Annotated in this window: 23 protein-coding genes and 3 rRNA genes; 6 read left to right on the top strand and 20 right to left on the bottom strand. The window is 67.6% G+C overall.

All coding sequences use genetic code 11. The features are described from left to right. Positions 1 to 28: 28 nt before the first annotated feature. Genes OG623_RS28215 through OG623_RS28205 form a run of 3 tightly spaced genes read right to left on the bottom strand, consistent with a single transcriptional unit; the run spans position 29 to position 2,209 of the window. Positions 29 to 1,024 (bottom strand): NAD kinase, encoded by a 996-nt coding sequence (locus OG623_RS28215; RefSeq protein WP_406150290.1) that lies wholly within the window; start codon positions 1,022 to 1,024, stop codon positions 29 to 31. Then, a complete protein-coding gene (locus OG623_RS28210; protein ID WP_406150289.1) occupies positions 1,021 to 1,836 on the bottom strand; it encodes a TlyA family RNA methyltransferase in 816 nt (271 codons plus the stop codon). The genes OG623_RS28215 and OG623_RS28210 overlap by 4 nt, the downstream gene beginning before the upstream one ends. Before the next feature lie 7 nt (positions 1,837 to 1,843). Beyond that, positions 1,844 to 2,209: a hypothetical protein gene (locus OG623_RS28205; protein ID WP_406150288.1), complete on the bottom strand. Its 366-nt coding sequence runs from the start codon at positions 2,207 to 2,209 to the stop codon at positions 1,844 to 1,846. A 42-nt stretch (positions 2,210 to 2,251) separates the two neighbouring features. Here OG623_RS28205 and OG623_RS28200 point away from each other — a divergent pair, with 42 nt between their 5' ends. Further along, positions 2,252 to 2,599, top strand: a complete 348-nt coding sequence (locus OG623_RS28200) for an alkyl sulfatase C-terminal domain-containing protein (protein ID WP_406150286.1) — start codon at positions 2,252 to 2,254, stop codon at positions 2,597 to 2,599. A gap of 23 nt (positions 2,600 to 2,622) precedes the next feature. Here OG623_RS28200 and OG623_RS28195 read toward each other — a convergent pair whose 3' ends face one another. From OG623_RS28195 to OG623_RS28180, 4 genes are all read right to left on the bottom strand, one after another. Continuing rightward, complete coding sequence (locus OG623_RS28195; protein ID WP_406150284.1) at positions 2,623 to 3,426, bottom strand: ABC transporter ATP-binding protein; 804 nt, start codon at positions 3,424 to 3,426, stop codon at positions 2,623 to 2,625. 80 nt (positions 3,427 to 3,506) lie between these two features. Then, positions 3,507 to 4,565: a FecCD family ABC transporter permease gene (locus OG623_RS28190; protein WP_406150282.1), complete on the bottom strand. Its 1,059-nt coding sequence runs from the start codon at positions 4,563 to 4,565 to the stop codon at positions 3,507 to 3,509. Then, positions 4,562 to 5,623 carry a FecCD family ABC transporter permease gene (locus tag OG623_RS28185; protein WP_406150280.1) on the bottom strand — a complete coding sequence of 354 codons (1,062 nt, stop codon included), beginning with the start codon at positions 5,621 to 5,623 and terminating at the stop codon, positions 4,562 to 4,564. The genes OG623_RS28190 and OG623_RS28185 overlap by 4 nt, the downstream gene beginning before the upstream one ends. A gap of 98 nt (positions 5,624 to 5,721) precedes the next feature. Continuing rightward, positions 5,722 to 6,774 carry an HAD hydrolase-like protein gene (locus OG623_RS28180; RefSeq protein WP_406150278.1) on the bottom strand — a complete coding sequence of 351 codons (1,053 nt, stop codon included), beginning with the start codon at positions 6,772 to 6,774 and terminating at the stop codon, positions 5,722 to 5,724. 73 nt (positions 6,775 to 6,847) lie between these two features. Here OG623_RS28180 and OG623_RS28175 point away from each other — a divergent pair, with 73 nt between their 5' ends. Beyond that, on the top strand, positions 6,848 to 8,128 hold the full coding sequence (locus OG623_RS28175; protein ID WP_406150276.1) for a DUF1015 family protein: 1,281 nt from the start codon (positions 6,848 to 6,850) through the stop codon (positions 8,126 to 8,128). A gap of 136 nt (positions 8,129 to 8,264) precedes the next feature. Here the strand turns inward: OG623_RS28175 and OG623_RS28170 are convergent, their stop codons facing one another. From OG623_RS28170 to OG623_RS28145, 6 genes are all read right to left on the bottom strand, one after another. Beyond that, positions 8,265 to 8,996: a hypothetical protein gene (locus OG623_RS28170; RefSeq protein WP_406150275.1), complete on the bottom strand. Its 732-nt coding sequence runs from the start codon at positions 8,994 to 8,996 to the stop codon at positions 8,265 to 8,267. Next, complete coding sequence (locus OG623_RS28165) at positions 8,996 to 10,273, bottom strand: hypothetical protein (protein WP_406150274.1); 1,278 nt, start codon at positions 10,271 to 10,273, stop codon at positions 8,996 to 8,998. The genes OG623_RS28170 and OG623_RS28165 overlap by 1 nt, the downstream gene beginning before the upstream one ends. 268 nt (positions 10,274 to 10,541) lie before the next feature. Next, a 5S ribosomal RNA gene (gene rrf / locus OG623_RS28160) occupies positions 10,542 to 10,658 on the bottom strand. 133 nt (positions 10,659 to 10,791) lie between these two features. Then, a 23S ribosomal RNA gene (locus OG623_RS28155) occupies positions 10,792 to 13,916 on the bottom strand. Positions 13,917 to 14,212: 296 nt separating this feature from the next. Further along, positions 14,213 to 15,738 (bottom strand): 16S ribosomal RNA (locus OG623_RS28150). The 16S, 23S and 5S rRNA genes sit together here, the layout of an rRNA operon. 634 nt (positions 15,739 to 16,372) lie before the next feature. Further along, on the bottom strand, positions 16,373 to 16,984 hold the full coding sequence (locus tag OG623_RS28145; protein WP_406150272.1) for a DNA-3-methyladenine glycosylase: 612 nt from the start codon (positions 16,982 to 16,984) through the stop codon (positions 16,373 to 16,375). Positions 16,985 to 17,156: 172 nt separating this feature from the next. Between OG623_RS28145 and OG623_RS28140 the strand changes: the two genes are divergently transcribed. From OG623_RS28140 to OG623_RS28130, 3 genes are all read left to right on the top strand, one after another. Beyond that, on the top strand, positions 17,157 to 17,939 hold the full coding sequence (locus OG623_RS28140) for a sporulation protein (RefSeq protein WP_406150270.1): 783 nt from the start codon (positions 17,157 to 17,159) through the stop codon (positions 17,937 to 17,939). A gap of 54 nt (positions 17,940 to 17,993) precedes the next feature. Then, a complete protein-coding gene (locus OG623_RS28135; protein WP_406150269.1) occupies positions 17,994 to 18,527 on the top strand; it encodes a YbhB/YbcL family Raf kinase inhibitor-like protein in 534 nt (177 codons plus the stop codon). A 140-nt stretch (positions 18,528 to 18,667) separates the two neighbouring features. Beyond that, a complete protein-coding gene (locus OG623_RS28130) occupies positions 18,668 to 19,174 on the top strand; it encodes an HNH endonuclease (RefSeq protein WP_406150267.1) in 507 nt (168 codons plus the stop codon). 90 nt (positions 19,175 to 19,264) lie between these two features. Here the strand turns inward: OG623_RS28130 and OG623_RS28125 are convergent, their stop codons facing one another. The 4 genes from OG623_RS28125 to OG623_RS28110 all read right to left on the bottom strand — a co-directional run bounded on the left by OG623_RS28125 (position 19,265) and on the right by OG623_RS28110 (position 22,493). Further along, on the bottom strand, positions 19,265 to 20,032 hold the full coding sequence (locus tag OG623_RS28125; RefSeq protein ID WP_406150265.1) for a sulfite exporter TauE/SafE family protein: 768 nt from the start codon (positions 20,030 to 20,032) through the stop codon (positions 19,265 to 19,267). Positions 20,033 to 20,116: 84 nt separating this feature from the next. Continuing rightward, positions 20,117 to 21,049 carry an SPFH domain-containing protein gene (locus OG623_RS28120; RefSeq protein ID WP_406150264.1) on the bottom strand — a complete coding sequence of 311 codons (933 nt, stop codon included), beginning with the start codon at positions 21,047 to 21,049 and terminating at the stop codon, positions 20,117 to 20,119. Positions 21,050 to 21,198: 149 nt separating this feature from the next. Next, entirely contained in the window at positions 21,199 to 21,627 is a 429-nt protein-coding gene (locus OG623_RS28115; protein ID WP_406150263.1) for an NfeD family protein, read from the bottom strand. A gap of 65 nt (positions 21,628 to 21,692) precedes the next feature. Then, positions 21,693 to 22,493 carry an ABC transporter ATP-binding protein gene (locus tag OG623_RS28110; protein WP_406150262.1) on the bottom strand — a complete coding sequence of 267 codons (801 nt, stop codon included), beginning with the start codon at positions 22,491 to 22,493 and terminating at the stop codon, positions 21,693 to 21,695. Positions 22,494 to 22,614: 121 nt separating this feature from the next. On the opposite strand from OG623_RS28110, the gene OG623_RS28105 reads away from it, so the two are divergent. After that, entirely contained in the window at positions 22,615 to 23,394 is a 780-nt protein-coding gene (locus OG623_RS28105) for a hypothetical protein (RefSeq protein ID WP_406150261.1), read from the top strand. A 104-nt stretch (positions 23,395 to 23,498) separates the two neighbouring features. Here OG623_RS28105 and OG623_RS28100 read toward each other — a convergent pair whose 3' ends face one another. The 3 genes from OG623_RS28100 to OG623_RS28090 form a co-directional block, all read right to left on the bottom strand. Then, positions 23,499 to 23,750, bottom strand: coding sequence for a chaplin family protein (locus OG623_RS28100; protein WP_406150260.1), 252 nt, complete (start codon positions 23,748 to 23,750; stop codon positions 23,499 to 23,501). 168 nt (positions 23,751 to 23,918) lie between these two features. Further along, positions 23,919 to 24,563 carry a response regulator gene (locus OG623_RS28095; RefSeq protein WP_406150258.1) on the bottom strand — a complete coding sequence of 215 codons (645 nt, stop codon included), beginning with the start codon at positions 24,561 to 24,563 and terminating at the stop codon, positions 23,919 to 23,921. Further along, positions 24,556 to 25,701 carry a GAF domain-containing sensor histidine kinase gene (locus tag OG623_RS28090; protein WP_406150257.1) on the bottom strand — a complete coding sequence of 382 codons (1,146 nt, stop codon included), beginning with the start codon at positions 25,699 to 25,701 and terminating at the stop codon, positions 24,556 to 24,558. The genes OG623_RS28095 and OG623_RS28090 overlap by 8 nt, the downstream gene beginning before the upstream one ends. Positions 25,702 to 25,906 lie beyond the last annotated feature (205 nt).

Raw genomic sequence — 25,906 nt, 5'->3', positions numbered from 1 at the left:
GGGCGGGTGTGAGCAGGGGCCGGGGAAATCAGTGCGGAGCACCCCGCCAGCCCTGTACGGGCAGTGCGAACTTGGCCACCAGACGGTCGGTGAACGACGCCTGGTGCAGCCGCGCGAGACGTACGGGCACCGCACCGCGCCGCACCTCCACCCTGGCCCCGGCGGGCAGCTCGACGGTGCGGCGCCCGTCGCACCACAGGACCCCGTGCGGCGTGTGGGGCTGGACCTCCACGGCCAGCACCGAGTCGGGCGAGGTCACCAGCGGCTTCGCGAACAGCGCGTGGGCGCTGATCGGCACCATGAGCAGCGCCTCGACCTCGGGCCAGACCACGGGGCCGCCCGCCGAGAAGGCGTACGCGGTCGAGCCTGTCGGGGTGGCGCAGACGATCCCGTCGCATCCGAAGCCGGTCACCGGGCGGCCGTCGATCTCCAGGACGACCTCCAGCATCCGCTCGGGCGAGACCTTCTGGACGGCGGCCTCGTTGAGCGCCCAGTCGGTGTGCACGATGTCGCCGTTGCTGTGCACGACGACATCGAGCGTCATCCGTTCCTCGACCTTGTACGCACGGGTGACGACCCGGTCGACGACCTTGTCGAGGTCGTCACGCTCGGCCTCGGCGAGAAAGCCCACCCGCCCGAGGTTGACCCCGAGCATCGGCACCCCGGAGGCGCGGGAGATCTCGGCCCCGCGCAGCAGCGTCCCGTCGCCGCCGAGCACGATCAGGAGTTCGCAGCCGTCCACGGCCGTGGGCGTCGCGTCCGTGACCGTCTCCACGGACGGGGGCAGCGGCAGGTCCTGGGCCTCCACGGCCAGCACCCGGACACCGAGGCCGTTGCGCAGGAGGCCCTGGACGACGAGCTCCGCGCTGCGGACCGCGGCCGGACGGCCGGTGTGCGCCAGGAGGAAGACGGTGCGTTCCGCGTTCCCGGGCTGTTCCGTGTTGCCGTACGGTTCGGTGTTTCCGGATGCTTCCGCGTTCCCGGGCTGTTCCGTGTTACCGGATCGTTCCGCATGCGTCGTCAACGGGGCCCCTCCGCCACTGCACGGTCGACATCGGCGGGATCCAGCTCAGGTGCGCCGGCCCGCAGCCACAGAAAATACTCGACATTTCCCGACGGGCCCGGCAGCGGGCTCGCCGTGACTCCCTGGACGCCGAGGCCGAGCAGACCGGCCCTGCGCGCCACTTCCCGTACCGCTTCGGCCCGCAGCTCGGGGCTGCGGACCACCCCGCCGCTGCCCAGGCGCTCCTTGCCCACCTCGAACTGCGGCTTCACCATCAGCACCAGGTCGGCGTCGGGGCCCGCACAGCGCGCGAGGGCGGGCAGCACCAGGCCGAGCGGGATGAACGACAGGTCTCCCACCACCAGGTCCACCGGCTCGCCGTCGATCTGCTCCACCGTCAACTCACGTACGTTCGTACGGTCCTTGACGGTGACCCGGTCATCGGACTGCAAGGACCAGGCGAGCTGCCCGTAGCCGACGTCCACGGCCACGACATGGCCGGCACCGGCCCGCAGCAGCACATCGGTGAAGCCGCCGGTCGAGGCCCCGGCATCCAGTGCGCGCCGGCCCTCGACCTTCAGACCCAGGGGCCCGAAGGCGGCGAGGGCGCCCGCGAGTTTGTGCCCGCCGCGCGAGACGTACTCGGGGTCGTCGTCGTCCTTGACGACGACGACGGCGGCGCTGGTCTCGACCTGGGTGGCCGGCTTGGTCGCGGTGTTCCCCCCGACGGTCACCCGCCCCGCCGCGATCAGCTGGCTCGCGTGCTCGCGCGAGCGGGCCAGCTTGCGGCGTACCAGCTCGGCGTCGAGGCGGCGACGTGCCACTCCTGCCACGTTCGGTTCAGCTCCTGTTGTCGTGCGCGGGTGCGGGTGCGGGTGCGGGTCCGGGGCCGGGTGCTGCGGGACGTGCGTCCAGCGCGGTCAGTTCCTCACGCAGCCCACGGTGTACATCCTCGTACACCTCGGTGTGGCCGTCCGCCACGAGGTGGTCGGCATCGGCCAGCCGCTCGAGGCGCGCGTCCACGCCCGCGTGCCCCGTGGGGGTGCGCCCGACCCCGAGGGGCGCGGGCGGGGCGGGGTCGAAGGAGGGCACGGGAGACTGCCCGGCCACTTCGTCCGGCTCCGTGCCCTGTTCCGTCGCCTCTTCGTGCGGATCCGCCGCCCCGCCGTGCTGATCCGTGTCAGGCCCCGGCATCCAGTCGCTCATGCGGGAACGCTACCTCGAAGGGCCGGTGTACCGTCGGTGACGATGGCGACCATGGCGGAGTGCCGCAGTGCACTCGACACACTTTCCGACAACCTGGCGGGCGCCGACGGCGACGTACGCGGTGCCGCCGACCTCGACCGCTCGCTGAGCTGCCACATCAGGGATCTCGACGTGACGTTCACCGGACGGCTGGCGAACGGCCGGATCCAGGTGCTGGACACCTACGAGGGACGGCCCCGGGAGAAGGCCGAGATCCGGCTCGCGATGACCGGGGACGACCTGGTCGCCATGGTCGGCGGTGAGCTGAACTTCGCGAAGGCCTGGGGCTCCGGCCGGGTGCGTCTGGAGGCGGGCTTCCGCGATCTGCTGAAGCTCAAGTCGCTGCTGTGAGGCTGTGAGGCAGGGCGGCGGAGTCAGGCGGAGGCCGCCATGCGCTTCTTGCGGGCGGCGGGCACGACGAGCGGCGTTCCCGTCTCGGGGTCGTCGATGACCTGGCAGCGCATCCCGAAGACGTCCTCCACGAGCTGCGCGGTGACGACATCGCCCGGCGCACCCTCGGCGATGACCGCGCCCTCACGCATGGCGATCAGGTGGGTGGCGTACCGGGCGGCGTGATTGAGGTCGTGCAGCACGGCCACGAGGGTGCGGCCCTGTGTCTCGTGCAGCTCGGCGCAGAGGTCGAGTACGTCGATCTGGTGCTGGATGTCGAGATACGTCGTCGGCTCGTCGAGCAGCAGGAGCGGCGTCTGCTGGGCGAGAGCCATGGCGATCCAGACGCGCTGGCGCTGGCCGCCGGACAGTTCGTCGACGTAACGGTCGGCGAGCTCGCCGACACCGGTCGACTCCATCGACTCCTTCACGATCCGCTCGTCCTCGGGCGACCACTGGCGCAGCAGCCCCTGGTGGGGGTAGCGGCCACGCGAGACCAGGTCGGCGACGGTGATGCCGTCCGGGGCTATGGAGGACTGCGGCAGCAGGCCCAGCGTCCTGGCGACCTTCTTCGCGGGCAGCCGGTGGATGGACTGCCCGTCCAGCAGGACGTCCCCCGCGCCCGGCTTCAGCATCCGGGAGAGGGCCCGCAGCAGGGTCGACTTGCCGCAGGCGTTGGGGCCGACGATGACCGTGAAGGAGTTGTCGGGTATCTCGACCGAGAGGTTCTCGGCGATGACCCGCTGGTCGTAGCCCAGGGTCACCGAATCTGCGGTGAGGCGCTGCATGGTCGTACTCCCGGAGTCTGTGGGGATGGTCTGCGAGTGATCCGGTCTGCCGGGACTCAGGTGCGGTGGGCCGTCCGGTTTCATATGCGGCCCGCTCTGCGCTCGGACACGAGCAGCCACAGCAGGTAGCAGCCGCCGAGCACACCGGTGATGACGCCGACCGGGAGCTGGCGGTCCCCGAAGGCGTTCATGGCGGCCCAGTCGGCGACGAGCAGCAGGGCCGCTCCCGTGCCGGCCGCCGCTGCCAGGTTCGGGCCGGGCGCGCGGGTGAGGCGCCGGGCGACCTGCGGCGCGCTGAGCGAGACGAAGACGATGGGTCCTGCGGCGGCGGTGGCGACGGCGACGAGCAGCACGGCGCAGCTCAGCAGGATGAGCCGGGTGCGTTCCACCCGTACGCCCAGGGCGTGGGCGGAGTCGTCACCCATCTCGATCATGCGCAGCGCCCGGCCGTGGCCGAGTACCAGCGGGATCAGGACGCAGCAGACCGCGAGCAGCGGCCAGACCTGGGCCCAGTCCCTGCCGTCCAGCGAGCCGGTCATCCAGACGACGGCACGGGTGGCGTCGACCAGGTCGGCCTTGGTGATCAGGTAATGGGTCAGGGCGGTGAGCATCGCGGCAGCTCCGATGCCGACGAGGACGAGCCGGTAGCCGTGCACCCCCCGCTTCCAGGCCAGCAGGTACACCGCGGCGCCCGTCAGCAGCCCGCCACCGACGGCGCCCGCCGCGACCTCGGTGGGCCCGCCGTGCAGGAGCACGATGACGACGAGGGCGCCGACCGCCGAGCCCTGGCCGAAGCCGAGGACGTCCGGGCTGCCGAGCGGGTTGCGCGAGATGCTCTGGAAGACCGCGCCGCCGACCCCGAGCGCGGCGCCGACGAGCAGGCCGACGAGGACCCTGGGCAGCCGCAGTTCGGTGACGATGAACTCCTGCTGGAAGGTTCCGTCACCGAACAGCGTGGTGACGACCTGCCGGGGCGACATGGCGTAGTCGCCACTGCCGATCAGCACCACGGCGGCGAAGGCCGCCGCCGCGATGAGCAGCACGATCACGGCGAAGGCCCGTGCGTCCACCCGGAAGGAGAGCCCGCCGGCCGTCCGCACGGCGTGGACCGTCTTCGTGGTGTCCTGTGCGGCCTTCACAGCTGGGCCATCCTCTTGCGTCGTACGAGATGGATGAAGACGGGCCCGCCGAGCAGCGCGGTGACGATGCCGACCTGCAACTCGGCGGGGCGGGCGACGAGTCTGCCCACGACGTCGGCGCCGAGCAGCAGCACGGGCGCGAGGACGGCCGCGTAGGGCAGGATCCAGCGCAGGTCCGGGCCGGTGAGGGAGCGGACCAGATGCGGGATCATCAGCCCGACGAAGACGATCGGCCCGCAGGCCGCGGTCGCCGCACCGCAGAGCAGGGTGACGGCCACCATCGCGAGGACGCGGGTACGGGTCAGATGCGCACCGAGCGCCCTGGCCGTGTCGTCACCCATCTCCAGCGCGTTGAGCGGCCGCGCGATGAGCAGGGAGAGCAGCACACCGACGGCGATGAACGGCCACACCTTGCCGACGGTCTCCGGGTTCGCGGAGGCCAGCGAGCCGACGGTCCAGAAGCGCAGCCGGTCCAGGGCCGCCGAGTCGAGGAGCTGCACGGCGTTGACGTAGCCGAACAGCGCCGCGGTGACCGCCGTACCGGCGAGCGCCAGCCGCACGGGGTTCGCGGACCGGCTGCCGCCGAGCAGATAGACGGCGACGGACACGATCGCGGCGCCGCCGAAGGCGAACCAGACATAACCGGTCAGCGAGGTGACGCCGAGAAAGGTGATGGCGGAGACCACGGCCGCCGATGCGCCCGCGTTGACACCCAGCAGACCGGGCTCGGCCAGCGGGTTGCGGGTCAGCGCCTGCATCACCGCACCGGCCAGCCCGAGGGCGGCCCCGACGATCAGCCCGAGCACGGTACGTGGCACCCGCACATCCCGTACGAGGACGTCACCGTTGCTGCCCGAGTAGTGGAACAGCCCGTGCCACACCTCGGAGAGGGGCAGCGCTTTTGCGCCGATCGCGACACTCGCGAGGCACACCAGCACCAGCACGCCGACCGCTACCAGCAGACCCGCGGCGCGTACCGCGTGGCGGCCTGCGCGCGGGCGTTCGTCAGGCGCGGCCGTGGGACCGGCGTTCGTTTCAGAAGGACTCTCGACCAACACCGGGTTAGGGTAGCCTATCCTCCGCTTTCGGCGGCCGGGGGCGCCGCCCTCGCCACCGTCCTGGCAGCCGTCCTGACAACCGTCCTGGCCACCCCTCGCTACAGCCCGAGCCTGGCCACGGCCTTCTCCGCGTCCAGCCGGCACGAGCCCTTACCGGCATGCGTCCACGCAGCCGCGCACAGGGCCCGCAGCCCGTCGATCACGCCACCTTCGCCCTCACCCTCGCCTTCGCCGCCGCCCTCCAGCACCAGCGCGTCCTCGCGCACCACGGCGGTCCAGCCCCCGCAGCGGAACGCGCCGTCCGCCTCCGACACCTCGGGCTGCCCCGTGAGCAGCCCGCGCAGGTCCCGGTCCACATAGGTCGGGCGGTGCTCGGGCACTGCCGCGATCAGCTGCGCCGCGTCGGTCACTCCGGTGAGGACGAGCAGCGAGTCCACACCGCCGTTGAACGCGCCCTCGATGTCCGTGTCCAGCCGGTCCCCGACGACCAGCGGTCGCTTCGCCCCCGTACGCAGCACGGTCTCGCGGTGCATCGGCGGCAGCGGCTTCCCCGCGACCTGCGGCTCGGCACCCGTCGCGATGCGGACGACCTCGACCGCAGCACCGTTGCCAGGGGCGATACCCCGGGCGCCCGGGATCGTCAGGTCCGTGTTGGACGCGAACCACACGGCCCCACGCGAGATCGCGTACGCCGCCTCGGCGAACCTGCCCCACGCCAGATCGGGCCCGCCGAAGCCCTGCGCCACGGCGACCGGGTCCTCGTCCGCCGACTCCACGGGCACCAGGCCACGCTCACGCAGCGCGACCCGCAGCCCCTCGCCGCCGACCACGAGCACCCTGGCCCCGGACGGCAGTTGATCGGCCATCAGCCTGGCCACCGCCTGCGCCGACGTGATGACATCCGCCGCATCGGCCGGCACACCGAGCTCCGTCAGGTGCTCAGCCACCGCGTCCGGCGTACGCAGCGCGTTGTTCGTCACGTACGCCAGATGCATGCCGCCCTCGCGCGCGCTGCCGAGCGACTCGACGGCATGGACGATGGCGTGCCCGCCCGCGTACACCACCCCGTCGAGATCGAGCAGCGCCGTGTCGTACGCCTCACTCAGCGCCGCACTGCTCGCGAGCGGCCGGGACCTGTACTGCTGACTCATATGTGTGTGCTCCTCTTTCCATACCTCTCACCCCGATCATCTCGCACAGTGGGAGCGCACATACGATGCGCGCATGAACACATCCGGGCCCGCCGTCGCTCAGGGACTGCGGCTGATCCCCTTCCGCGGACTGCGCTACGTCCCCGAACGGGTGGGCAGCCTCGCCGCGGTGACCTCACCCCCGTACGACGTGGTCGTACGGCCCGACGGCCTGCACCACCTGGAGTCCGCGGACCCGCACAACATCGTGCGGCTGATCCTCCCGCAGGCCGGCACGGCCGCCGCACGCCACCAGCAGGCCGCCGACACCCTGCAACGCTGGCTCGCGGAGGGCGTCCTCGCCCCGGACCCGGAACCCGTGCTCTACGTCTACGAGCAGCGGGCCGACGACCTCCTCCAGCGCGGTGTGATCGGGGCCCTGGCCCTCTCCCCCGCGTCGGAGGGCGTGGTGCTGCCGCACGAGGACGTCATGGCCGACGTCGTCGAGGACCGGGCCGACCTCATGCGCACCGCGGCCGCCCACCTCGAACCCCTGCTCCTCAGCTACGCGGGCGACGGCGGGCCGAGCGGCACGGCAGCGGTCATCGAACGCGTCGTGGAACGGCCTCCGTTGCTCACCACGACAACCGAGGACGGCTTCAGCCATCGTCTCTGGGCGGTCCGGGATCCTGCGGAACAGGCGGAGATCGAGTCCGACCTCTTCCACCGTCAGGCGCTGATCGCCGACGGCCACCACCGCTGGGCCACCTACCTGCGGCTCCAGCAGGAGCGGTCCACCCCAGGCCCCTGGGACTTCGGCCTCGTCCTGCTCGTCGACACCGCCCGTTATCCACTGCGGGTCCGTTCCATCCACCGCCTGCTGCACCGCTTCCCGGTCGCCGATGCGCTCCGCGCCCTCGACGGAAGGTTCCGCGTACGGCCCGTCGACGGCACCCTGCCCCAGGCACTCGACGCCCTCGCGGAAGCCTCCGCCGACGGCAACGCCTACCTGCTCGCGGGCGACGGCCGTTTCCACCTGGTGGACCGCCCGGACAAGGAGCTGCTGGCCCGCACGGTACGCACCGACCGGCCGGCGGCCTGGCGCACGCTCGACGCGACCGTGCTGCACTCCACGCTCCTCGACGAGGTGTGGCGGATCCCTGACGCACCCGACCACATCGCCTACATCCACGACACGGTTGCGGCGGTGGAGCAGGCGGAACGGCACGACGCCACGGCCGTACTGATGCACCCCGTGCGCGAGGACGTGGTCCGGGACCTGGCGAGACAGGGCGTCACGATGCCCCGCAAATCGACCTCGTTCGGCCCCAAGCCGGCGACGGGGCTGGTCCTGCGCAGTCTCGACGTCGGCTGAGCCGCCAGGAGCTCGTGATCCCACAGCTCCGAAATCCCACAGCTCCGAACACCGGCTCCGAACGAAGAAGAGGGCGGCACCCGTTGCGGGTGCCGCCCTCTCTCATGTGCTGTGTGCTGTGCCGCTTCAGCGACGCTCAGGCCTTGGCGGACTCGTCGTCGTCACCGTCGTGGTCCTCGTCATCGGCGTCCGTGTACGGGGCGTCGATGGCGTCGATGGAGCGGCTTTCGCCATCCGTGTGCTCGTCGTCGCCGAGCGCGTCGACGAATTCCACACCCTCGAGTTCGGCAAGCCGGTCGGACGCGTCGGTCGCGCCGTCCTTGTCGGCTTCCAGCGCCTTCCCGAACCACTCACGGGCCTCGCCCTCGCGGCCTGCCTCCAGAAGCGCGTCGGCGTAGGCGTACCGCAGACGCGGCGTCCACGAGTGGACGGCGTTGGAGGCGAGTTCGGGGCTCTGCAGCGTGACGATCGCGGCGTCGATCTGCCCCATGTCCCTGCGGGCACCCGCAGCGACCAGACGCATCTCGACCTGTCCGGCCTTGTCCAGCTTCTGGACCTCGGGCTCACCGGCCATGGCCATGGCGCGCTCGGGCCGGCCAAGTCCACGCTCGCAGTCGGCCATGACGGGCCACAGCTCGACAGAGCCGGTCATCCGGCGCGACGCACGGAACTCCGCCAGCGCCTCCGAGTACTTCTGCGTGGCGTACGCGGCGAACCCCGCGGCCTCACGTACCGCGGCAACCCTGGACGCCAGCCGAAGGGCAATCCGCGAGTACGCGTACGCCTTCTCGGGGTCCTCGTCGATCAGACGCGCAACCATGACGAGGTTCCGCGCGACGTCCTCGGCGAGGGTCTTCGGCAGGCTCATCAGCTCCTGCCGGACGTCCTTGTCGATCTCCTGACCGGTGACGTCGTCGGGAATGGGAAGCCGCTTGATGGGCTCACGGTCGCGGTCGTCACGCCCCTGGTAACCGCCACGGTCATCACGGCCCCGATAACCACCGCGGTCGCCACCCCGGTCGTTACCACGGTCCCGGCCCCGGTCGTCACGGCGGAAGCCGCCACCGCTGCCACCCCGGCTGTCGTCGCGGCGGAAACCGCCACCGGAGCGGTCGTCGTCACGGCGCGGGCCACGGGGCCGGTCGTCGCGACGGTCGAACCCACCGCCCGCAGGACGCCCACCGCGGTAGCCGCCACGGTCGTCCTCACGACGCGGAGCCCGGTCGTCACGACGGAAATTGCTCGACCGGTCATCCTCACGACGCGGCCCACGATCACGGTCACGGTCATCACGCCGGAAGCCACCGCCACCGTAGCCACCACCACCGCGACTGTCGTCACGCCGGAAGCCACCACCGGAACGGTCGTCGTCACGGCGCGGGCCACGCGGCCGATCATCACGACGATCAAACCCCCCACCCGCAGGACGCCCACCAGCAGGACGGCCACCACGGTCATCACGCTGACCACCGCGATACCCACCACGGTCATCCTCACGACGCGGACCCCGATCACGGTCACGGTCACGGTCATCACGACGGAACCCGCCACCACCGTAGCCACCGCCGCCACGACTGTCATCACGCCGGAAGCCACCACCGGAGGCACCGCCACCGCGGCTGTCGTCGCGGCGGAAACCGCCACCGGAACGGTCGTCGTCACGGCGCGGGCCACGGGGCCGGTCATCGCGACGATCAAACCCACCGCCCGCAGGACGCCCACCGCGGTAGCCGCCACGGTCGTCCTCACGACGCGGAGCCCGGTCGTCACGACGGAAATTGCTCGACCGGTCATCCTCACGACGCGGCCCACGATCACGATCACGGTCATCACGCCGGAAGCCACCGCCACCGTAGCCACCACCACCGCGACTGTCGTCACGCCGGAAGCCACCACCGGAACGGTCGTCGTCACGGCGCGGGCCACGCGGCCGGTCATCACGACGATCAAACCCCCCACCCGCAGGACGCCCACCAGCAGGACGGCCACCACGGTCATCACGCTGACCACCGCGATACCCACCACGGTCATCCTCACGACGCGGACCCCGATCACGGTCACGGTCATCACGACGGAACCCACCGCCACCACCGGTGCCGGCACCGCGGTTGTCGTCCCGACGGGGACCACGGTCGCGGTCGTCACGGCGGAAGCCACTCCCGCGGTCGCTGTCACGGCGAGGCGCACCGGACCGGTCGTCACGGCCGCCTCGGAAGCCGCCCCTGTCACCGGCGTCCCGGCGACGCGGCTCGCGCTCCGGACGGTCGTCGGAAGAGTTGGTGGACATGGGGGTGACTCCTGTCATCGGGTACCACAGACATTCTCGCGCAGCCGACCATCCGACGCGCTTCGGCAAACAAAAAAAGACCCCCGGCCCCAGCATGAACGCTGGGACCAGGGGTCCTGAAAGATTGTTCGGCGGCGTCCTACTCTCCCACAGGGTCCCCCCTGCAGTACCATCGGCGCTGAAAGGCTTAGCTTCCGGGTTCGGAATGTAACCGGGCGTTTCCCTAACGCAATGACCACCGAAACACTATCGGCCACTCCGCAATGCAGAGTATCGGCACTTAGCGAACAAGCACACTTTTCAGTTTAAGTAGTGAAGCTGTTCAACCAGCACGACTGTTCGTGGCCTGGGAACAACACAGTGGACGCGAGCAACTGAGGACAAGCCCTCGGCCTATTAGTACCAGTCAGCTCCACCCGTTACCGGGCTTCCACATCTGGCCTATCAACCCAGTCGTCTACTGGGAGCCTTAACCACTCAAGGTGGTGGGAACACTCATCTCGAAGCAGGCTTCCCGCTTAGATGCTTTCAGCGGTTATCCTTTCCGAACGTAGCCAACCAGCCATGCCCTTGGCAGAACAACTGGCACACCAGAGGTTCGTCCGTCCCGGTCCTCTCGTACTAGGGACAGCCCTTCTCAATATTCCTACGCGCACAGCGGATAGGGACCGAACTGTCTCACGACGTTCTAAACCCAGCTCGCGTACCGCTTTAATGGGCGAACAGCCCAACCCTTGGGACCGACTCCAGCCCCAGGATGCGACGAGCCGACATCGAGGTGCCAAACCATCCCGTCGATATGGACTCTTGGGGAAGATCAGCCTGTTATCCCCGGGGTACCTTTTATCCGTTGAGCGACAGCGCTTCCACAAGCCACTGCCGGATCACTAGTCCCGACTTTCGTCCCTGCTCGACCCGTCGGTCTCACAGTCAAGCTCCCTTGTGCACTTACACTCAACACCTGATTGCCAACCAGGCTGAGGGAACCTTTGGGCGCCTCCGTTACTCTTTAGGAGGCAACCGCCCCAGTTAAACTACCCATCAGACACTGTCCCTGATCCGGATCACGGACCCAGGTTAGACATCCAGCACGACCAGAGTGGTATTTCAACGACGACTCCACAACCACTGGCGTGGCCGCTTCAAAGTCTCCCACCTATCCTACACAAGCCGAACCGAACACCAATATCAAACTATAGTAAAGGTCCCGGGGTCTTTCCGTCCTGCTGCGCGAAACGAGCATCTTTACTCGTAGTGCAATTTCACCGGGCCTATGGTTGAGACAGTCGAGAAGTCGTTACGCCATTCGTGCAGGTCGGAACTTACCCGACAAGGAATTTCGCTACCTTAGGATGGTTATAGTTACCACCGCCGTTTACTGGCGCTTAAGTTCTCAGCTTCGCACACCCGAAAGTGCACTAACCGGTCCCCTTAACGTTCCAGCACCGGGCAGGCGTCAGTCCGTATACATCGCCTTACGGCTTCGCACGGACCTGTGTTTTTAGTAAACAGTCGCTTCTCGCTGGTCTCTGCGGCCACCCCCAGCTCACCGAGTAAATCGGATCACCAGAAATGGCCCCCCTTCTCCCGAAGTTACGGGGGCATTTTGCCGAGTTCCTTAACCATAGTTCACCCGAACGCCTCGGTATTCTCTACCTGACTACCTGAGTCGGTTTAGGGTACGGGCCGCCATGAAACTCGCTAGAGGCTTTTCTCGACAGCATAGGATCATCCACTTCACCACAATCGGCTCGGCATCAGGTCTCAGACTATATGCACGACGGATTTACCTACCGTGCGTCCTACACCCTTACCCCGGGACAACCACCGCCCGGGCTGGACTACCTTCCTGCGTCACCCCATCGCTTACCTACTACAAGTCTGGTTCATCGGCTCCACCACTACCCTCAACTCCGAAGAGATCAGGCCGGCTTCACGGACTTAGCATCGCCTGATTCAGTACTGGGCGTTTCAAAGCGGGTACCGGAATATCAACCGGTTGTCCATCGACTACGCCTGTCGGCCTCGCCTTAGGTCCCGACTTACCCTGGGCAGATCAGCTTGACCCAGGAACCCTTAGTCAATCGGCGCACACGTTTCTCACGTGTGTATCGCTACTCATGCCTGCATTCTCACTCGTGAACCGTCCACAACTCGCTTCCACGGCTGCTTCACCCGGCACACGACGCTCCCCTACCCATCCACACAGGCGTTGGCCCTATATGTGTGAATGACACGACTTCGGCGGTACGCTTGAGCCCCGCTACATTGTCGGCGCGGAATCACTTGACCAGTGAGCTATTACGCACTCTTTCAAGGATGGCTGCTTCTAAGCCAACCTCCTGGTTGTCTCTGCGACTCCACATCCTTTCCCACTTAGCGTACGCTTAGGGGCCTTAGTCGATGCTCTGGGCTGTTTCCCTCTCGACCATGGAGCTTATCCCCCACAGTCTCACTGCCGCGCTCTCACTTACCGGCATTCGGAGTTTGGCTAAGGTCAGTAACCCGGTAGGGCCCATCGCCTATCCAGTGCTCTACCTCCGGCAAGAAACACACGACGCTGCACCTAAATGCATTTCGGGGAGAACCAGCTATCACGGAGTTTGATTGGCCTTTCACCCCTAACCACAGGTCATCCCCCAGGTTTTCAACCCTGGTGGGTTCGGTCCTCCACGAAGTCTTACCTCCGCTTCAACCTGCCCATGGCTAGATCACTCCGCTTCGGGTCTAGAGCGTGCAACTCAAACGCCCTATTCGGACTCGCTTTCGCTACGGCTTCCCCACACGGGTTAACCTCGCTACACACCGCTAACTCGCAGGCTCATTCTTCAAAAGGCACGCAGTCACGACTGCATGTGCAAGCACACACAGCGACGCTCCCACGGCTTGTAGGCACACGGTTTCAGGTACTATTTCACTCCGCTCCCGCGGTACTTTTCACCATTCCCTCACGGTACTATCCGCTATCGGTCACCAGGGAATATTTAGGCTTAGCGGGTGGTCCCGCCAGATTCACACGGGATTTCTCGGGCCCCGTGCTACTTGGGTGTCTCTCAAACGAGCCGCTGATGTTTCAGCTACGGGGGTCTTACCCTCTACGCCGGACCTTTCGCATGTCCTTCGCCTACATCAACGGTTTCTGACTCGTCTCACAGCCGGCAGACTATGAAAAAGAGATCCCACAACCCCGCATGCGCAACCCCTGCCGGGTATCACACGCATACGGTTTGGCCTCATCCAGTTTCGCTCGCCACTACTCCCGGAATCACGGTTGTTTTCTCTTCCTGAGGGTACTGAGATGTTTCACTTCCCCTCGTTCCCTCCACACTGCCTATGTGTTCAGCAGCGGGTGACAGCCCATGACGACTGCCGGGTTTCCCCATTCGGAAACCCCCGGATCAAAGCTTGGTTGACAGCTCCCCGGGGACTATCGTGGCCTCCCACGTCCTTCATCGGTTCCTGGTGCCAAGGCATCCACCGTGCGCCCTTAAAAACTTGGCCACAGATGCTCGCGTCCACTGTGCAGTTCTCAAACAACGACCAGCCACCCACCACCCCACCCTTACAGGCGAGTTCACTGGGGCCGGCAACCAAAGGCAGCCTTACGGCCATACCTTCAGATACCCAACAGCGTGCCCGACCCGACCGATCACCCTCACGTTCCACGCCGAAGCAGTACTAGTGAAAACAACCTGTCGCGCCGAATAGTCAACGTTCCACCCATGAGCAACCACCGTCGAACATTTGCCGACGAAATGGTCTCTGGATTCCCCGAAAGGAACCTAGATGCTCCTTAGAAAGGAGGTGATCCAGCCGCACCTTCCGGTACGGCTACCTTGTTACGACTTCGTCCCAATCGCCAGTCCCACCTTCGACAGCTCCCTCCCACAAGGGGTTGGGCCACCGGCTTCGGGTGTTACCGACTTTCGTGACGTGACGGGCGGTGTGTACAAGGCCCGGGAACGTATTCACCGCAGCAATGCTGATCTGCGATTACTAGCAACTCCGACTTCATGGGGTCGAGTTGCAGACCCCAATCCGAACTGAGACCGGCTTTTTGAGATTCGCTCCGCCTCGCGGCATCGCAGCTCATTGTACCGGCCATTGTAGCACGTGTGCAGCCCAAGACATAAGGGGCATGATGACTTGACGTCGTCCCCACCTTCCTCCGAGTTGACCCCGGCAGTCTCCTGTGAGTCCCCATCACCCCGAAGGGCATGCTGGCAACACAGAACAAGGGTTGCGCTCGTTGCGGGACTTAACCCAACATCTCACGACACGAGCTGACGACAGCCATGCACCACCTGTATACCGACCACAAGGGGGGCACCATCTCTGATGCTTTCCGGTATATGTCAAGCCTTGGTAAGGTTCTTCGCGTTGCGTCGAATTAAGCCACATGCTCCGCTGCTTGTGCGGGCCCCCGTCAATTCCTTTGAGTTTTAGCCTTGCGGCCGTACTCCCCAGGCGGGGAACTTAATGCGTTAGCTGCGGCACCGACGACGTGGAATGTCGCCAACACCTAGTTCCCAACGTTTACGGCGTGGACTACCAGGGTATCTAATCCTGTTCGCTCCCCACGCTTTCGCTCCTCAGCGTCAGTAATGGCCCAGAGATCCGCCTTCGCCACCGGTGTTCCTCCTGATATCTGCGCATTTCACCGCTACACCAGGAATTCCGATCTCCCCTACCACACTCTAGCTAGCCCGTATCGAATGCAGACCCGGGGTTAAGCCCCGGGCTTTCACATCCGACGTGACAAGCCGCCTACGAGCTCTTTACGCCCAATAATTCCGGACAACGCTTGCGCCCTACGTATTACCGCGGCTGCTGGCACGTAGTTAGCCGGCGCTTCTTCTGCAGGTACCGTCACTTTCGCTTCTTCCCTGCTGAAAGAGGTTTACAACCCGAAGGCCGTCATCCCTCACGCGGCGTCGCTGCATCAGGCTTTCGCCCATTGTGCAATATTCCCCACTGCTGCCTCCCGTAGGAGTCTGGGCCGTGTCTCAGTCCCAGTGTGGCCGGTCGCCCTCTCAGGCCGGCTACCCGTCGTCGCCTTGGTAGGCCATCACCCCACCAACAAGCTGATAGGCCGCGGGCTCATCCTTCACCGCCGGAGCTTTTAACCCCGTCCCATGCGGGACAGAGTGTTATCCGGTATTAGACCCCGTTTCCAGGGCTTGTCCCAGAGTGAAGGGCAGATTGCCCACGTGTTACTCACCCGTTCGCCACTAATCCACCCCGAAAGGCTTCATCGTTCGACTTGCATGTGTTAAGCACGCCGCCAGCGTTCGTCCTGAGCCAGGATCAAACTCTCCGTGAATGTTTTCCCGTAATCGGGATCACAACACGAGAGCGGAACAACCAAGTCGGAATAAGACCGGTCGTTCACAGCGTCCTCGCTGTTGTTGCCTACCCGACCCGAAGGACCGGTAGGACTTTTCAAAGGAACCACCAACCTGCCGAAGCAGGCCGGGGTATCAACATATCTGGCGTTGACTTTTGGCACGCTGTTGAGTTCTCAAGGAACGGACGCTTCCTTCGGTCCCGTTTCACCGGGCCCCTCCGGGCGCTTCCCTTCGTGTTCTTGCGTTTCCGACTCTATCAGACTCTTTCGTGTCCGATTCCCGGCCGAAGCGGGATCTCACTGTTTCGCGTCCAGTTCTTCGCTTTCGCGTTTCCCTTTCGGCGTGGTCACTACGTTAGCCGATTTCCGCGGCGGCTCATAATCGAGCCGAAAGGCGAATTTCGGCATGCCGAAATTGCACCCCGTCAGGGTGAATCGTAGGTAGTGGTTGGCCCTCTCACGATGCTTCGACCCGGTCCGATGGACCGCGCCAAGAACAGCTGCATCCGTTCAAGCGGCTCGGACTACATTAGGGAAACGTCAGAGGCGAGTCAAGTTGCGCTGCGTCGGCGGACCGCACCCGCGGGCCATGCGTAAGGGTCGGAGCAGCTCAGGCACCGGCGAGCGGCTTGGCTCTCGGGCTCAGTCGGTACGCCGAGACGGTCGGGTCACCGGCGAGGTAGAACCGGTGCTGCCAGTCGTGGGCCTTGCTCACGCCGACCCGAGGACCCGCCTTGATGAGCGCGGCAGCCACCGGTTCCCCCTCGGACAGCACGACCGAGGTACCTGCCAGGAGGTCCGCGCCGTTGTGTTCTGCCGTGATGCCGAGCGCCTGGCAGAAGTTCCCCGGGCCCCGGGCAAGTCGGGGGCTCTCGACTTTCTCCCCTCTCCGCCCGCGTGCCAGCTCTTCGCCCTCGATGACCCTGCCCGCCCTGATGAGGACAGCCGAGGCGATGCCGTCCGTCCCGGTGACGACGTTCGCGCACCAGTGAAGACCGTGGGACCGGTAGACGTACAGGTGTCCTGCGGGTCCGAACATGACGGCGTTACGGGCCGTCCGGCCCCGGTAGGCGTGGGAGGCCGGGTCGGCGGTGCCGGAGTACGCCTCGGTCTCCGTGATGGCGATGCTCACGGTTCCGTCGGGGGTGCTACAGGTGAGGACGCGCCCGAGCAGCCTGGGGGCGATCTCCTCAGCAGGATGGGCGAGGAGGCCGACGTTCATGCCGACCGCCCGGCCATGCCGTACGCGTGGCCGGCCATGCCGTACGCGTGGTCCGTGAAGTGTGTGTCCGTGCCCTCGTTCATGACCTCCGAGAGTACCGGCCTCGGCACGTCGGGAACCGGCTACCGTCTTGCCGCGTATGTAGGGGTGTCAGCGTCTAGGAGGAGAAGATATGGGCTTCAAGCGGCTGCTCGCGAGCATGGGTGCCGGCGGTGCTTCGGTCGAGACCGAACTGACCGAACTCAACGTCGTGCCCGGCGGGGTGGTCCAGGGCGAGGTCCGGATCCAGGGCGGATCCGTGGACCAGCAGATCCAGGGGCTTTCGGTCGGGCTGCAGGCCCGGGTGGAGGTCGAGAGCGGTGACCAGGAGACCAAGCAGAACATCGAGTTCACCCAGCTGAGGCTCGGTGGGGCCTTCCAGGTGCAGCCCGGCGCGGTGCACGTCGTGCCGTTCGGGCTGGAGATCCCCTGGGAGACGCCCATCACCATGTTCGCCGGACACCAGCTGCGCGGCATGAACATCGGCGTCACCACGGAGCTGGACATCGCCCACGCCCTGGACGCCGGCGACCTGGACCCGGTCAACGTGCATCCGCTGCCCGCCCAGCAGGCCATCCTGGACGCCTTCGGGCAGCTGGGTTTCAGCTTCCGCAGTGCCGACATGGAGCGCGGCCACATCCGCGGGACCCGGCAGCGTCTGCCGTTCTACCAGGAGATCGAATTCATCCCCCCGCAGCAGTACCGGGGGCTCAACCAGGTGGAGCTGAGCTTCATCGCGGACGACCGCGAGATGGACGTCGTCCTGGAGATGGACAAGAAGTCGGGTCTCTTCAGTGAGGGCAGCGACTCCTACCACACCTTCCAGGTGGGCCTCCACGACTTCCAGGGCACGGACTGGGCCGCATATCTCAATCAGTGGCTCGCGCAGGTCGGCGGCCGGCGCAACTGGCTCTGACAAGGCCTAGGGTCGGTGGGGAGAAGCCGCAAACCGATCAGGAGAGGTGCTGACGTGACCGAGCCGAAGAGGGCGCCGCTGCCGCACGACTTCCACCCCGAGGTTCCCTCGTTCAGCGTGGTGAGTGAGGACCTCGCGCCGGGAGCCGTACTCGCGGACGCGCAGGTGTTCGCCGCGGGGAACACCTCCCCGCAGCTGCGGTGGGAGGGTTTTCCCGCCGAGACGCGGAGCTTCGCCGTGACGTGCTTCGATCCGGACGCCCCGACGGGCAGCGGGTTCTGGCACTGGGTGGTGTTCGACATCCCCTCGTCGGTCACCGAGCTTCCGGCGGGTGCGGGGAGCGGAGCGTTCGCGGGGCTGCCCGAGGGTGCCGTCCAGGTGCGCAACGACTACGGGACGAAGGAGTTCGGCGGCGCCGCGCCTCCTGCCGGTGAGAACCACCGCTATGTCTTCACCGTGTACGCGGTGGACACCGAGAAGCTCGGCCCTGACAGTGACGCCTCGCCCGCCGTGGTCGGATTCAACCTGCGGTTCCACACCCTGGGCCGCGCCCAGCTCATCGGGGAGTACGCCGCCCCCGAAAGCTGAGCGTTCGCCTGTTGTTTGCCCTGCCCTGGTCTTGGAGAGATCAGGGCAGGGCACTTTTTATTGCGTTGTCCATCACGGCTCACCCGGCCAGAGTTGATCCGGGCCCGCCGGCTACGGGCGGCACACGGGAGGTGGGCGGGATGCGGGACACACTTGTACTCAACGCGAGCTTCGAGCCGCTGTCGACGGTGACTCTCAACCGTGCGGTGGTTCTGATCCTCCAGGACAAGGCCGTCGTCGAGCAGTCGCATCCCGGCCTCCGTATGCGTGGGGCCGCCGTGGATATTCCGGTGCCCCGGGTGATCAGGCTCTGCCGGTACGTCCGGGTGCCGTTCCGAAGACAGGCGCCGTGGTCCAGAAGGGGTGTGCTCATACGGGACCAGCACCGGTGCGCGTACTGCGGGCGCCGGGCGAGCACCGTGGACCATGTGGTCCCGAGGGCCCAGGGCGGCCGGGACAGCTGGCTGAACACCGTGGCCTCGTGCGCGGAGGACAACCACCGCAAGGCCGCCAGGACTCCGGAGCAGGCGGGCATGCCGCTGCTGCGTCAGCCGTTCGTGCCGTCGCCCGCGGACGCGATGCTGCTCGCGATGGGGGCCGGTGACAGGTCGGCGCTTCCGGAGTGGCTGGCACACTCGGCGGCGTGAGCACCTGGTCCGCCTGGCCGGGTCCCGCGGGACCCGGCGGCAACAGCTGCCGAGCCCGCTCCTCCCTGCCGGAGGGGCGGGCTTCTTCCGTCAGCGCAGAAGCAGTTGGACGATGGCCGCCGTGCCGACGACGACGATCAGGGCACGCAGGAAGGTCGGGCTGAGCCGGCGGCCGACCCTGGCGCCTATCTGGCCGCCGATCGCGGAGCCCACCGCGATCAGGACGACGGCCGTCCAGTCGAAGTCCGCGACGAAGAGGAAGAACAGTGCGGCGACACTGTTGACGACGGCGGCGAGGACATTCTTGACGGCGTTGAGGCGCTGCATCGTGTCGTCGAGCAGCATGCCCATCAGGGAGAGGTAGATGATGCCCTGGGCCGCCGTGAAGTAGCCGCCGTAGACGCTGGCGAGCATGATGCCGGTGAACAGGAGGGGTCCGCCGTCGAGGCGGGCGGCGGTGCCTGTGCGCTCGCGGCGGCGCTGGACCGCCTTGCTGATGCGGGGCTGCAGGATGACCAGGACCAGCGCGAGGGTCACCAGGACGGGGACGATCGTCTCGAACGCCGTGGACGGCAGGGCGAGCAGGAGGGTCGCTCCGGTGAGTCCGCCGATCAGCGCGCCCCCGCACAGCTTCAGTATGCGGCGGCGCTGGCCCGCGAGTTCCGCGCGGTAGCCGATGGCGCCGCTGATGGAGCCGGGGATGAGGCCGAGGGCGTTCGACACGGTCGCGGTGACCGGGGGCAGTCCGGTGGCGAGCAGGACCGGGAACGTGATCAGCGTTCCCGATCCGACGATGGTGTTGATCGTGCCGGCGCCGACCCCGGCCGCGAACACCGCGAGAATTTCCCAGATGGACAAGGCCATCTCCTTCGATGGTCAGTGACGCCTCCCCGCCATCGAGGTCGAGGGGCCTGACCGATCATGCACGAAGGTGTCCTCCGGTCACTCGACGGGGGGCTGCTCCCGTCGTTCCGTACCGGTGTTGAAGCCGGGTACGCCGCCGCCTCCGAGGTTGCCGAAGGCACCACTGAGGCCCTTGAGGGCGTCGCCGATCTCGCTGGGCACGATCCAGAGCTTGTTGGCGTCGCCCTCGGCGATCTTCGGGAGCATCTGGAGGTACTGGTACGAGAGGAGCTTCTGGTCCGGGTCTCCGGCGTGGATGGACTCGAAGACCGTACGGATGGCCTGGGCCTCGCCCTCGGCGCGCAGTGCGGACGCCTTGGCCTCACCTTCGGCGCGCAGGATGGCGGACTGCTTCTCGCCCTCGGCGGTGAGGATCGCGGACTGCCTGATGCCTTCGGCGGTGAGGATCGCCGCGCGCTTGTCACGGTCGGCGCGCATCTGCTTCTCCATCGAGTCCTGGATGGAGGTCGGCGGCTCGATGGCCTTGAGCTCGACGCGGTTGACGCGGATGCCCCACTTGCCGGTGGCTTCGTCGAGGACCCCGCGCAGTGCCGCGTTGATCTCCTCGCGGGAGGTCAGGGTCCGCTCCAGGTCCATGCCGCCGATGATGTTCCGCAGCGTGGTGACGGTCAGCTGCTCGATCGCCTGGATGTAGCTGGCGACTTCGTACGTGGCGGCCCGGGCGTCGGTCACCTGGTAGTAGATGACGGTGTCGATGTTGACGACGAGGTTGTCCTGGGTGATCACCGGCTGGGGCGGGAACGGGACGACCTGCTCACGGAGGTCGATCCGGTTGCGGATGGAGTCGATGAACGGGACGACGATGTTCAGCCCGGCGTTGAGCGTGCGGGTGTAGCGGCCGAAGCGCTCCACGATGGCGGCACTGGCCTGCGGGATGACCTGGATCGTCTTGATCAGGGCGATGAAGACGAGCACCACCAGAATGATCAGGACGATGATGATCGGTTGCATCGTGTGCCTCGTGCCCTTCGGTTGCCGATGGATCGCGGTGATCGAGATCGAACGGTCATGGCTGTCGTACGGTCATCACCGTCACATGGTCAGTCATGATGATCGACTTCGATTTTGGCAGACTGTGGCCTGCGGTGTGACCGGTTCGCTCACATGACCACAGCCGTCGCGCCTTCGATGTCCACAACGTCCACCTGGCGCCCGGGTTCGAAGGTCTGGTCGCCGTCGAAGGAGCGCGCGGACCAGATCTCGCCGGCGAGCTTGATGCGCCCTCCGGCGCCGTCCACCCGCTCCAGGACGACCGCCTGACGGCCTTTCAGCGCGTCGATGCCGGTGGCGTGCGTGGACTGGCTCGACCGGTGTCTGGCCGCGATCGGGCGGACGACCGCGATCAGGGCGACCGACACCACGACGAAGACCAGGACTTGGGCGACGATGCCGCCGCCGAGTGCCGCCACGACGGCCGCGGCCACCGCTCCGACGGCGAACATCCCGAATTCGGGCATCGCGGTCAGGACGAGGGGAATACCCAGTCCCACCGCACCGATCAGCCACCACACCCACGCGTCGATGTCCACATGGTCATCGTAGGACCGCGGGCACCCTCCCCGACAGGGCGCAGGGGAGGTTGGCTGTGGTGCGACTACTGCCCGAGGGGCAGTCCGTGGGCGGTGTAGCGGTCGCCGTGGTGCTCGACGACGAGTGGCAGACCGAAGCAGAGGGAGAGGTTCCGGGAGCTGAGCTCGGTCTCCATGGGGCCGGCGGCCAGCACCTTGCCCTGACGGATCATCAGGACGTGGGTGAAGCCGGGCGCGATCTCCTCGACATGGTGGGTGACCATGACCATGGAGGGGGCGTACGGGTCACGGGCCAGCCTGCCGAGCCTGCGGACCAGGTCCTCGCGGCCCCCGAGGTCGAGTCCGGCGGCCGGCTCGTCGAGGAGGAGCAGCTCGGGGTCGGTCATCATGGCGCGGGCGATCAGGGTGCGCTTGCGCTCGCCCTCGGAGAGCGTGCCGAACTTGCGTTCGAGGTAATCGGTCATGCCGAGACGGTCGAGGAAGGCGCGGGCGCGCTCCTCGTCGACGGCCTCGTAGTCCTCGTGCCAGGTGGCGGTCATGCCGTACGCGGCGGTGAGCACCGTCTGGAGCACGGTCTGGCGCTTGGGGAGCTTTTCGGCCATGGCCACCCCGGCGATGCCGATACGGGGACGGAGCTCGAAGACGTCGGTGCCGACCCCGCCGAGCCGCTCACCGAGGATCTTGGCCGTGCCGGAGCTGGGGAAGAGGTAGCTGGAGGCGATGTTGAGGAGGGTGGTCTTGCCGGCGCCGTTGGGGCCGAGGATGACCCAGCGCTCCCCCTCCTTGACCGACCAGGAGACGTCGTCCACCAGAGCGCGTCCGTCGCGGACCACGGATACGTCCACCAGCTCCAGTACATCGCTCATGGCGCGTTGTCTCCCCATGCAGTGTCGAGATCGTCGCGTGCCTGTGGGGCACAGCTCCCAGGGAAAACCTACGCCACCCGAGGAGTGCTCAGGCCCTGGGGCTGTTCCCTAGGCTGTTCCCATGCTTTCGGAACCACGCTCAGGGCGGCTTGCCGCATGGGGAAACGCGCTTTTGGCAGGACTTGTGTCGCCGGACGACGTGGCGCTCGCGATCGTCGGCGACGACGCGGTGCACCGCGTGGACGGGCTGCCGGGTGAGGCGGGGCCCGTCGGGCTCACGCTGGCGCTCGGCCGGCTGAGGAGGCTCGGCGCGACCGGGTTCCGGGTCGCGCTCCCGGTGCCCGGGCATCCGCTGGGGCTCAGCGGTCCGCCGGACTTCAACGCCAGGGCGTTGGAGGCGGAGGAGGCCGTGGTCATGTCCGGGGCGGCGTACGGCCTCGTACCGGAGGTGAGCGAGGTGGGGCCCGCCGGTGATCTGCATGTCGAGGTGGTCTGGCGCTGCCTGGCCGTACGGGAGGCGCCGCCGGCCGATGTGCCGTCGCTGAGCGAGGCGGAGCGGGAGCTGGCCGAGGCGTTGCGGGATGCGACCGCGGTGCTGTCGCGGCTGGATGTCGCGGGGTCGGGGCCGGTCGCGGAGGCCGCGGTGGACGCCTACCGGGCGCGCGCGGAGCGGGGGCGTGAGGTGCTGGCGCCCGGCTATCCGCCGCGGGCGGTCCGGGTGCTCGAACTGGCCCAGCGTGTGGGGCTGCTGGTGGCGGTGGCCCATGAGAACGGGCACGGCGGGGCGGTGAGCGCGTCCGAGATCGCGGCCCGGGGTGAGGCGCTGCGGCCGGTGGAGCGGGTGGCGCGGCGGGCGCAGGTCGCGGCGTACAACGCGTATGTGGAGGAGCAGGCGCGGTAGGAGGGGGCGTGACGGGGACCTCGCCGGTGGGACCGATACGAGCGTCCCCCGACCGCCGGGCGGGCTCGGGCGAGCCCTCCCGGCGGCGGGGTGCGAGGCGTCGGTCAGCCGTTCAGGCCGAGGTTGCCGAAGGCCGGGTTGAGCAGGCCCACGACGTTGACCGTGTTGCCGACCACGTTGACCGGGACGTGCACCGGGACCTGGACGACGTTGCCCGAGACCACGCCCGGGGAGCCGACGGCCGTGCCGTGGGCCCCGGCGCCGCCGTGGTCCGTGGCGGAGGCGGCTCCGGCACCGGCGGCGATGATTCCGCCCGCGATCATGGTGACGGCTGCGGCCTTCTTCAGGTTCTTCACTTCAGGATCCTCCTCGCATCGCTGCGGCCGACCGCCGCAGCACACATGGAGAACGCCGTCACGGCGCGAAGGATGCGCCGTCCGGGTGACATCCACCCGACAGTATGAATCTCGGACTGGAGTGGAACCGTCCGCTTGTTCGGCCGCAGCTGACGGGAGCGCTTCCCGTCAGCCCGCCGCTCCGTGCCGGACCGCCCACAGCGCGGCCTGGGTCCTGTCCGAGAGATCGAGCTTCATCAGGATGTTCGAGACGTGCGTCTTCACCGTCTTCTCCGAGAGGACCAGCGCGCGGGCGATCTCCCGGTTGGACCGGCCGTCGGCGATCAGTCCGAGCACCTCACGCTCCCGCTCGGTCAGGGTGCTCCCCCGCCCCGTGCCGTTGCCCGTGTCGTCCTGGGCCAGCAGCGCGCCCGCGACCTCGGGCTGGAGCAGGACATGGCCCGCGTGGACCGAGCGGATGGCACCGGCCAGGGCGTCCGGGTCGACGTCCTTGTACACATAGCCCGATGCCCCCGCCCGCAGGGCGGGCACGACCGTGCGCTGCTCGGTGAAGCTGGTGACGATCAGCACCTTGGCCGGGCTCTCCAGCTCCCTGAGCCTGCGGAGCGCCTCGATACCGTCCGTGCCCGGCATCTTGATGTCCATCAGGACCACGTCGGGCCGCAGCTCCTCGGTCCTGGCGACGCCCTCGGCACCGTCCGACGCCTCCCCGACGACCTCGATGTCGTCCTGGACCTCCAGGAACGTACGCAGTCCCCTGCGGACCACCTGATGGTCGTCGACCAGCAGCACCTTGATGATCTTGTCAGCCACAGGGGACCTCCATCCGGATCGTGGTGCCCCGGCCTGGCTCCGAGGCGACGGTGAGCCGGCCACCGACCCCGGCGGCCCTGTGCCGCATGGAGACGAGGCCCAGATGGCGCCCGGCGCGCCGGACCGCGTGGGTGTCGAAGCCGCGGCCGTCGTCGGTGATCCGCAGCACGGTGTCCGAGGCGCGCCGGACGAGCGTGACGGTGACCTGCCCGGCGCCCGAGTGACGCAGGGCGTTGTGCAGGGCTTCCTGGGCGACCCGGAGCATCGCCTCCTCCTGGGCGGAGGGCAGGGCGCGCACGCCGGCGCTCTCGAAGGTGACCCGCGCGGCGTGGGCGCGGTCGAGGACCTGGATCTGGGTGCGGAGCGTGGCGACCAGGCCGTCCTCGTCCAGGGCGGCGGGGCGCAGCTCGACGACGGCCGCGCGCAGCTCGTCCACGGCCTCCCCGGCCAGGGCCGCGACCTGCTGGAGCTCGCCCTTGGCGCGCGCCGGGTCGCGGTCGACGAGGGCGGCGGCGGCCTGGGCGGTGAGGCGGAGCGAGAAGAGTTTCTGGCTGACGGCGTCGTGCAGCTCATGGGCCAGCCGTGAGCGCTCCTCGGCGATCGTCAGCTCGCGGCTGCGTTCGTAGAGCCGGGCGTTGGTGAGGGCGATCGCCGCGTGCTGGGCGAGGATCCCGAGGAGTTCCTCGTCCTCCTCGGTGAAGTTGCAGCCGCCCGTCGGCCTGGGGCAGCGCTTGTTGGCGAGGAAGAGCGCGCCGATGGTCTCGTCGCCGTCCTGGATGGGCAGGCCGAGGAAGTCGGACATGTCGGGGTGGGCGTCGGGCCACCCCTCGAAGCGTGGGTCCTCGCGGACGTCGGCGAGCCGCTGGGGCTTCGCCTCCTGGAGCATCGCCGCGAGGATGCCGTGCTGACGCGGCAGCGGTCCGATGGCCTTCCACTGGTCGTCGCTGACCCCGTCGACGACGAACTGGGCGAAGCCCCCGTGGTCGTCCGGCACACCGAGGGCGGCGTACTCGGCGTCCAGCAGTTCGCGGGCCGAGGCGACGATCGTCTTGAGGACGTCACGCATCTCCAGGTGCCTGCTCATGGCGAGCAGTGCGGCACTGACCGCGGCGAGGCCGGAGGGCGGGCGATGACTCATGTGCTCACCGTACCGGCGGGGATACGGCCGCCGTATCGGGCTGTGGACCTCCGTCATCCGGGGCCCGGGACCTAGGTCCTTTCGTTTGGATCAGGCCGGGCTCGCGGGGTCTGGTGCCGCACCTCGCGGCGTTGTCGTCAGTTGCCAGGGCTCCGCCCTGTCGCCTTCCTCCGCCTTGCGATGCACGGCACCAGACCCCGCTCCC

The organism is Streptomyces sp. NBC_01012 (assembly GCF_045162755.1).
Taxonomy (GTDB): domain Bacteria; phylum Actinomycetota; class Actinomycetes; order Streptomycetales; family Streptomycetaceae; genus Streptomyces.
The sequence above is the reverse complement of the archived record's forward strand: the minus strand, read 5'-3'. Positions and strand labels throughout refer to the sequence as shown.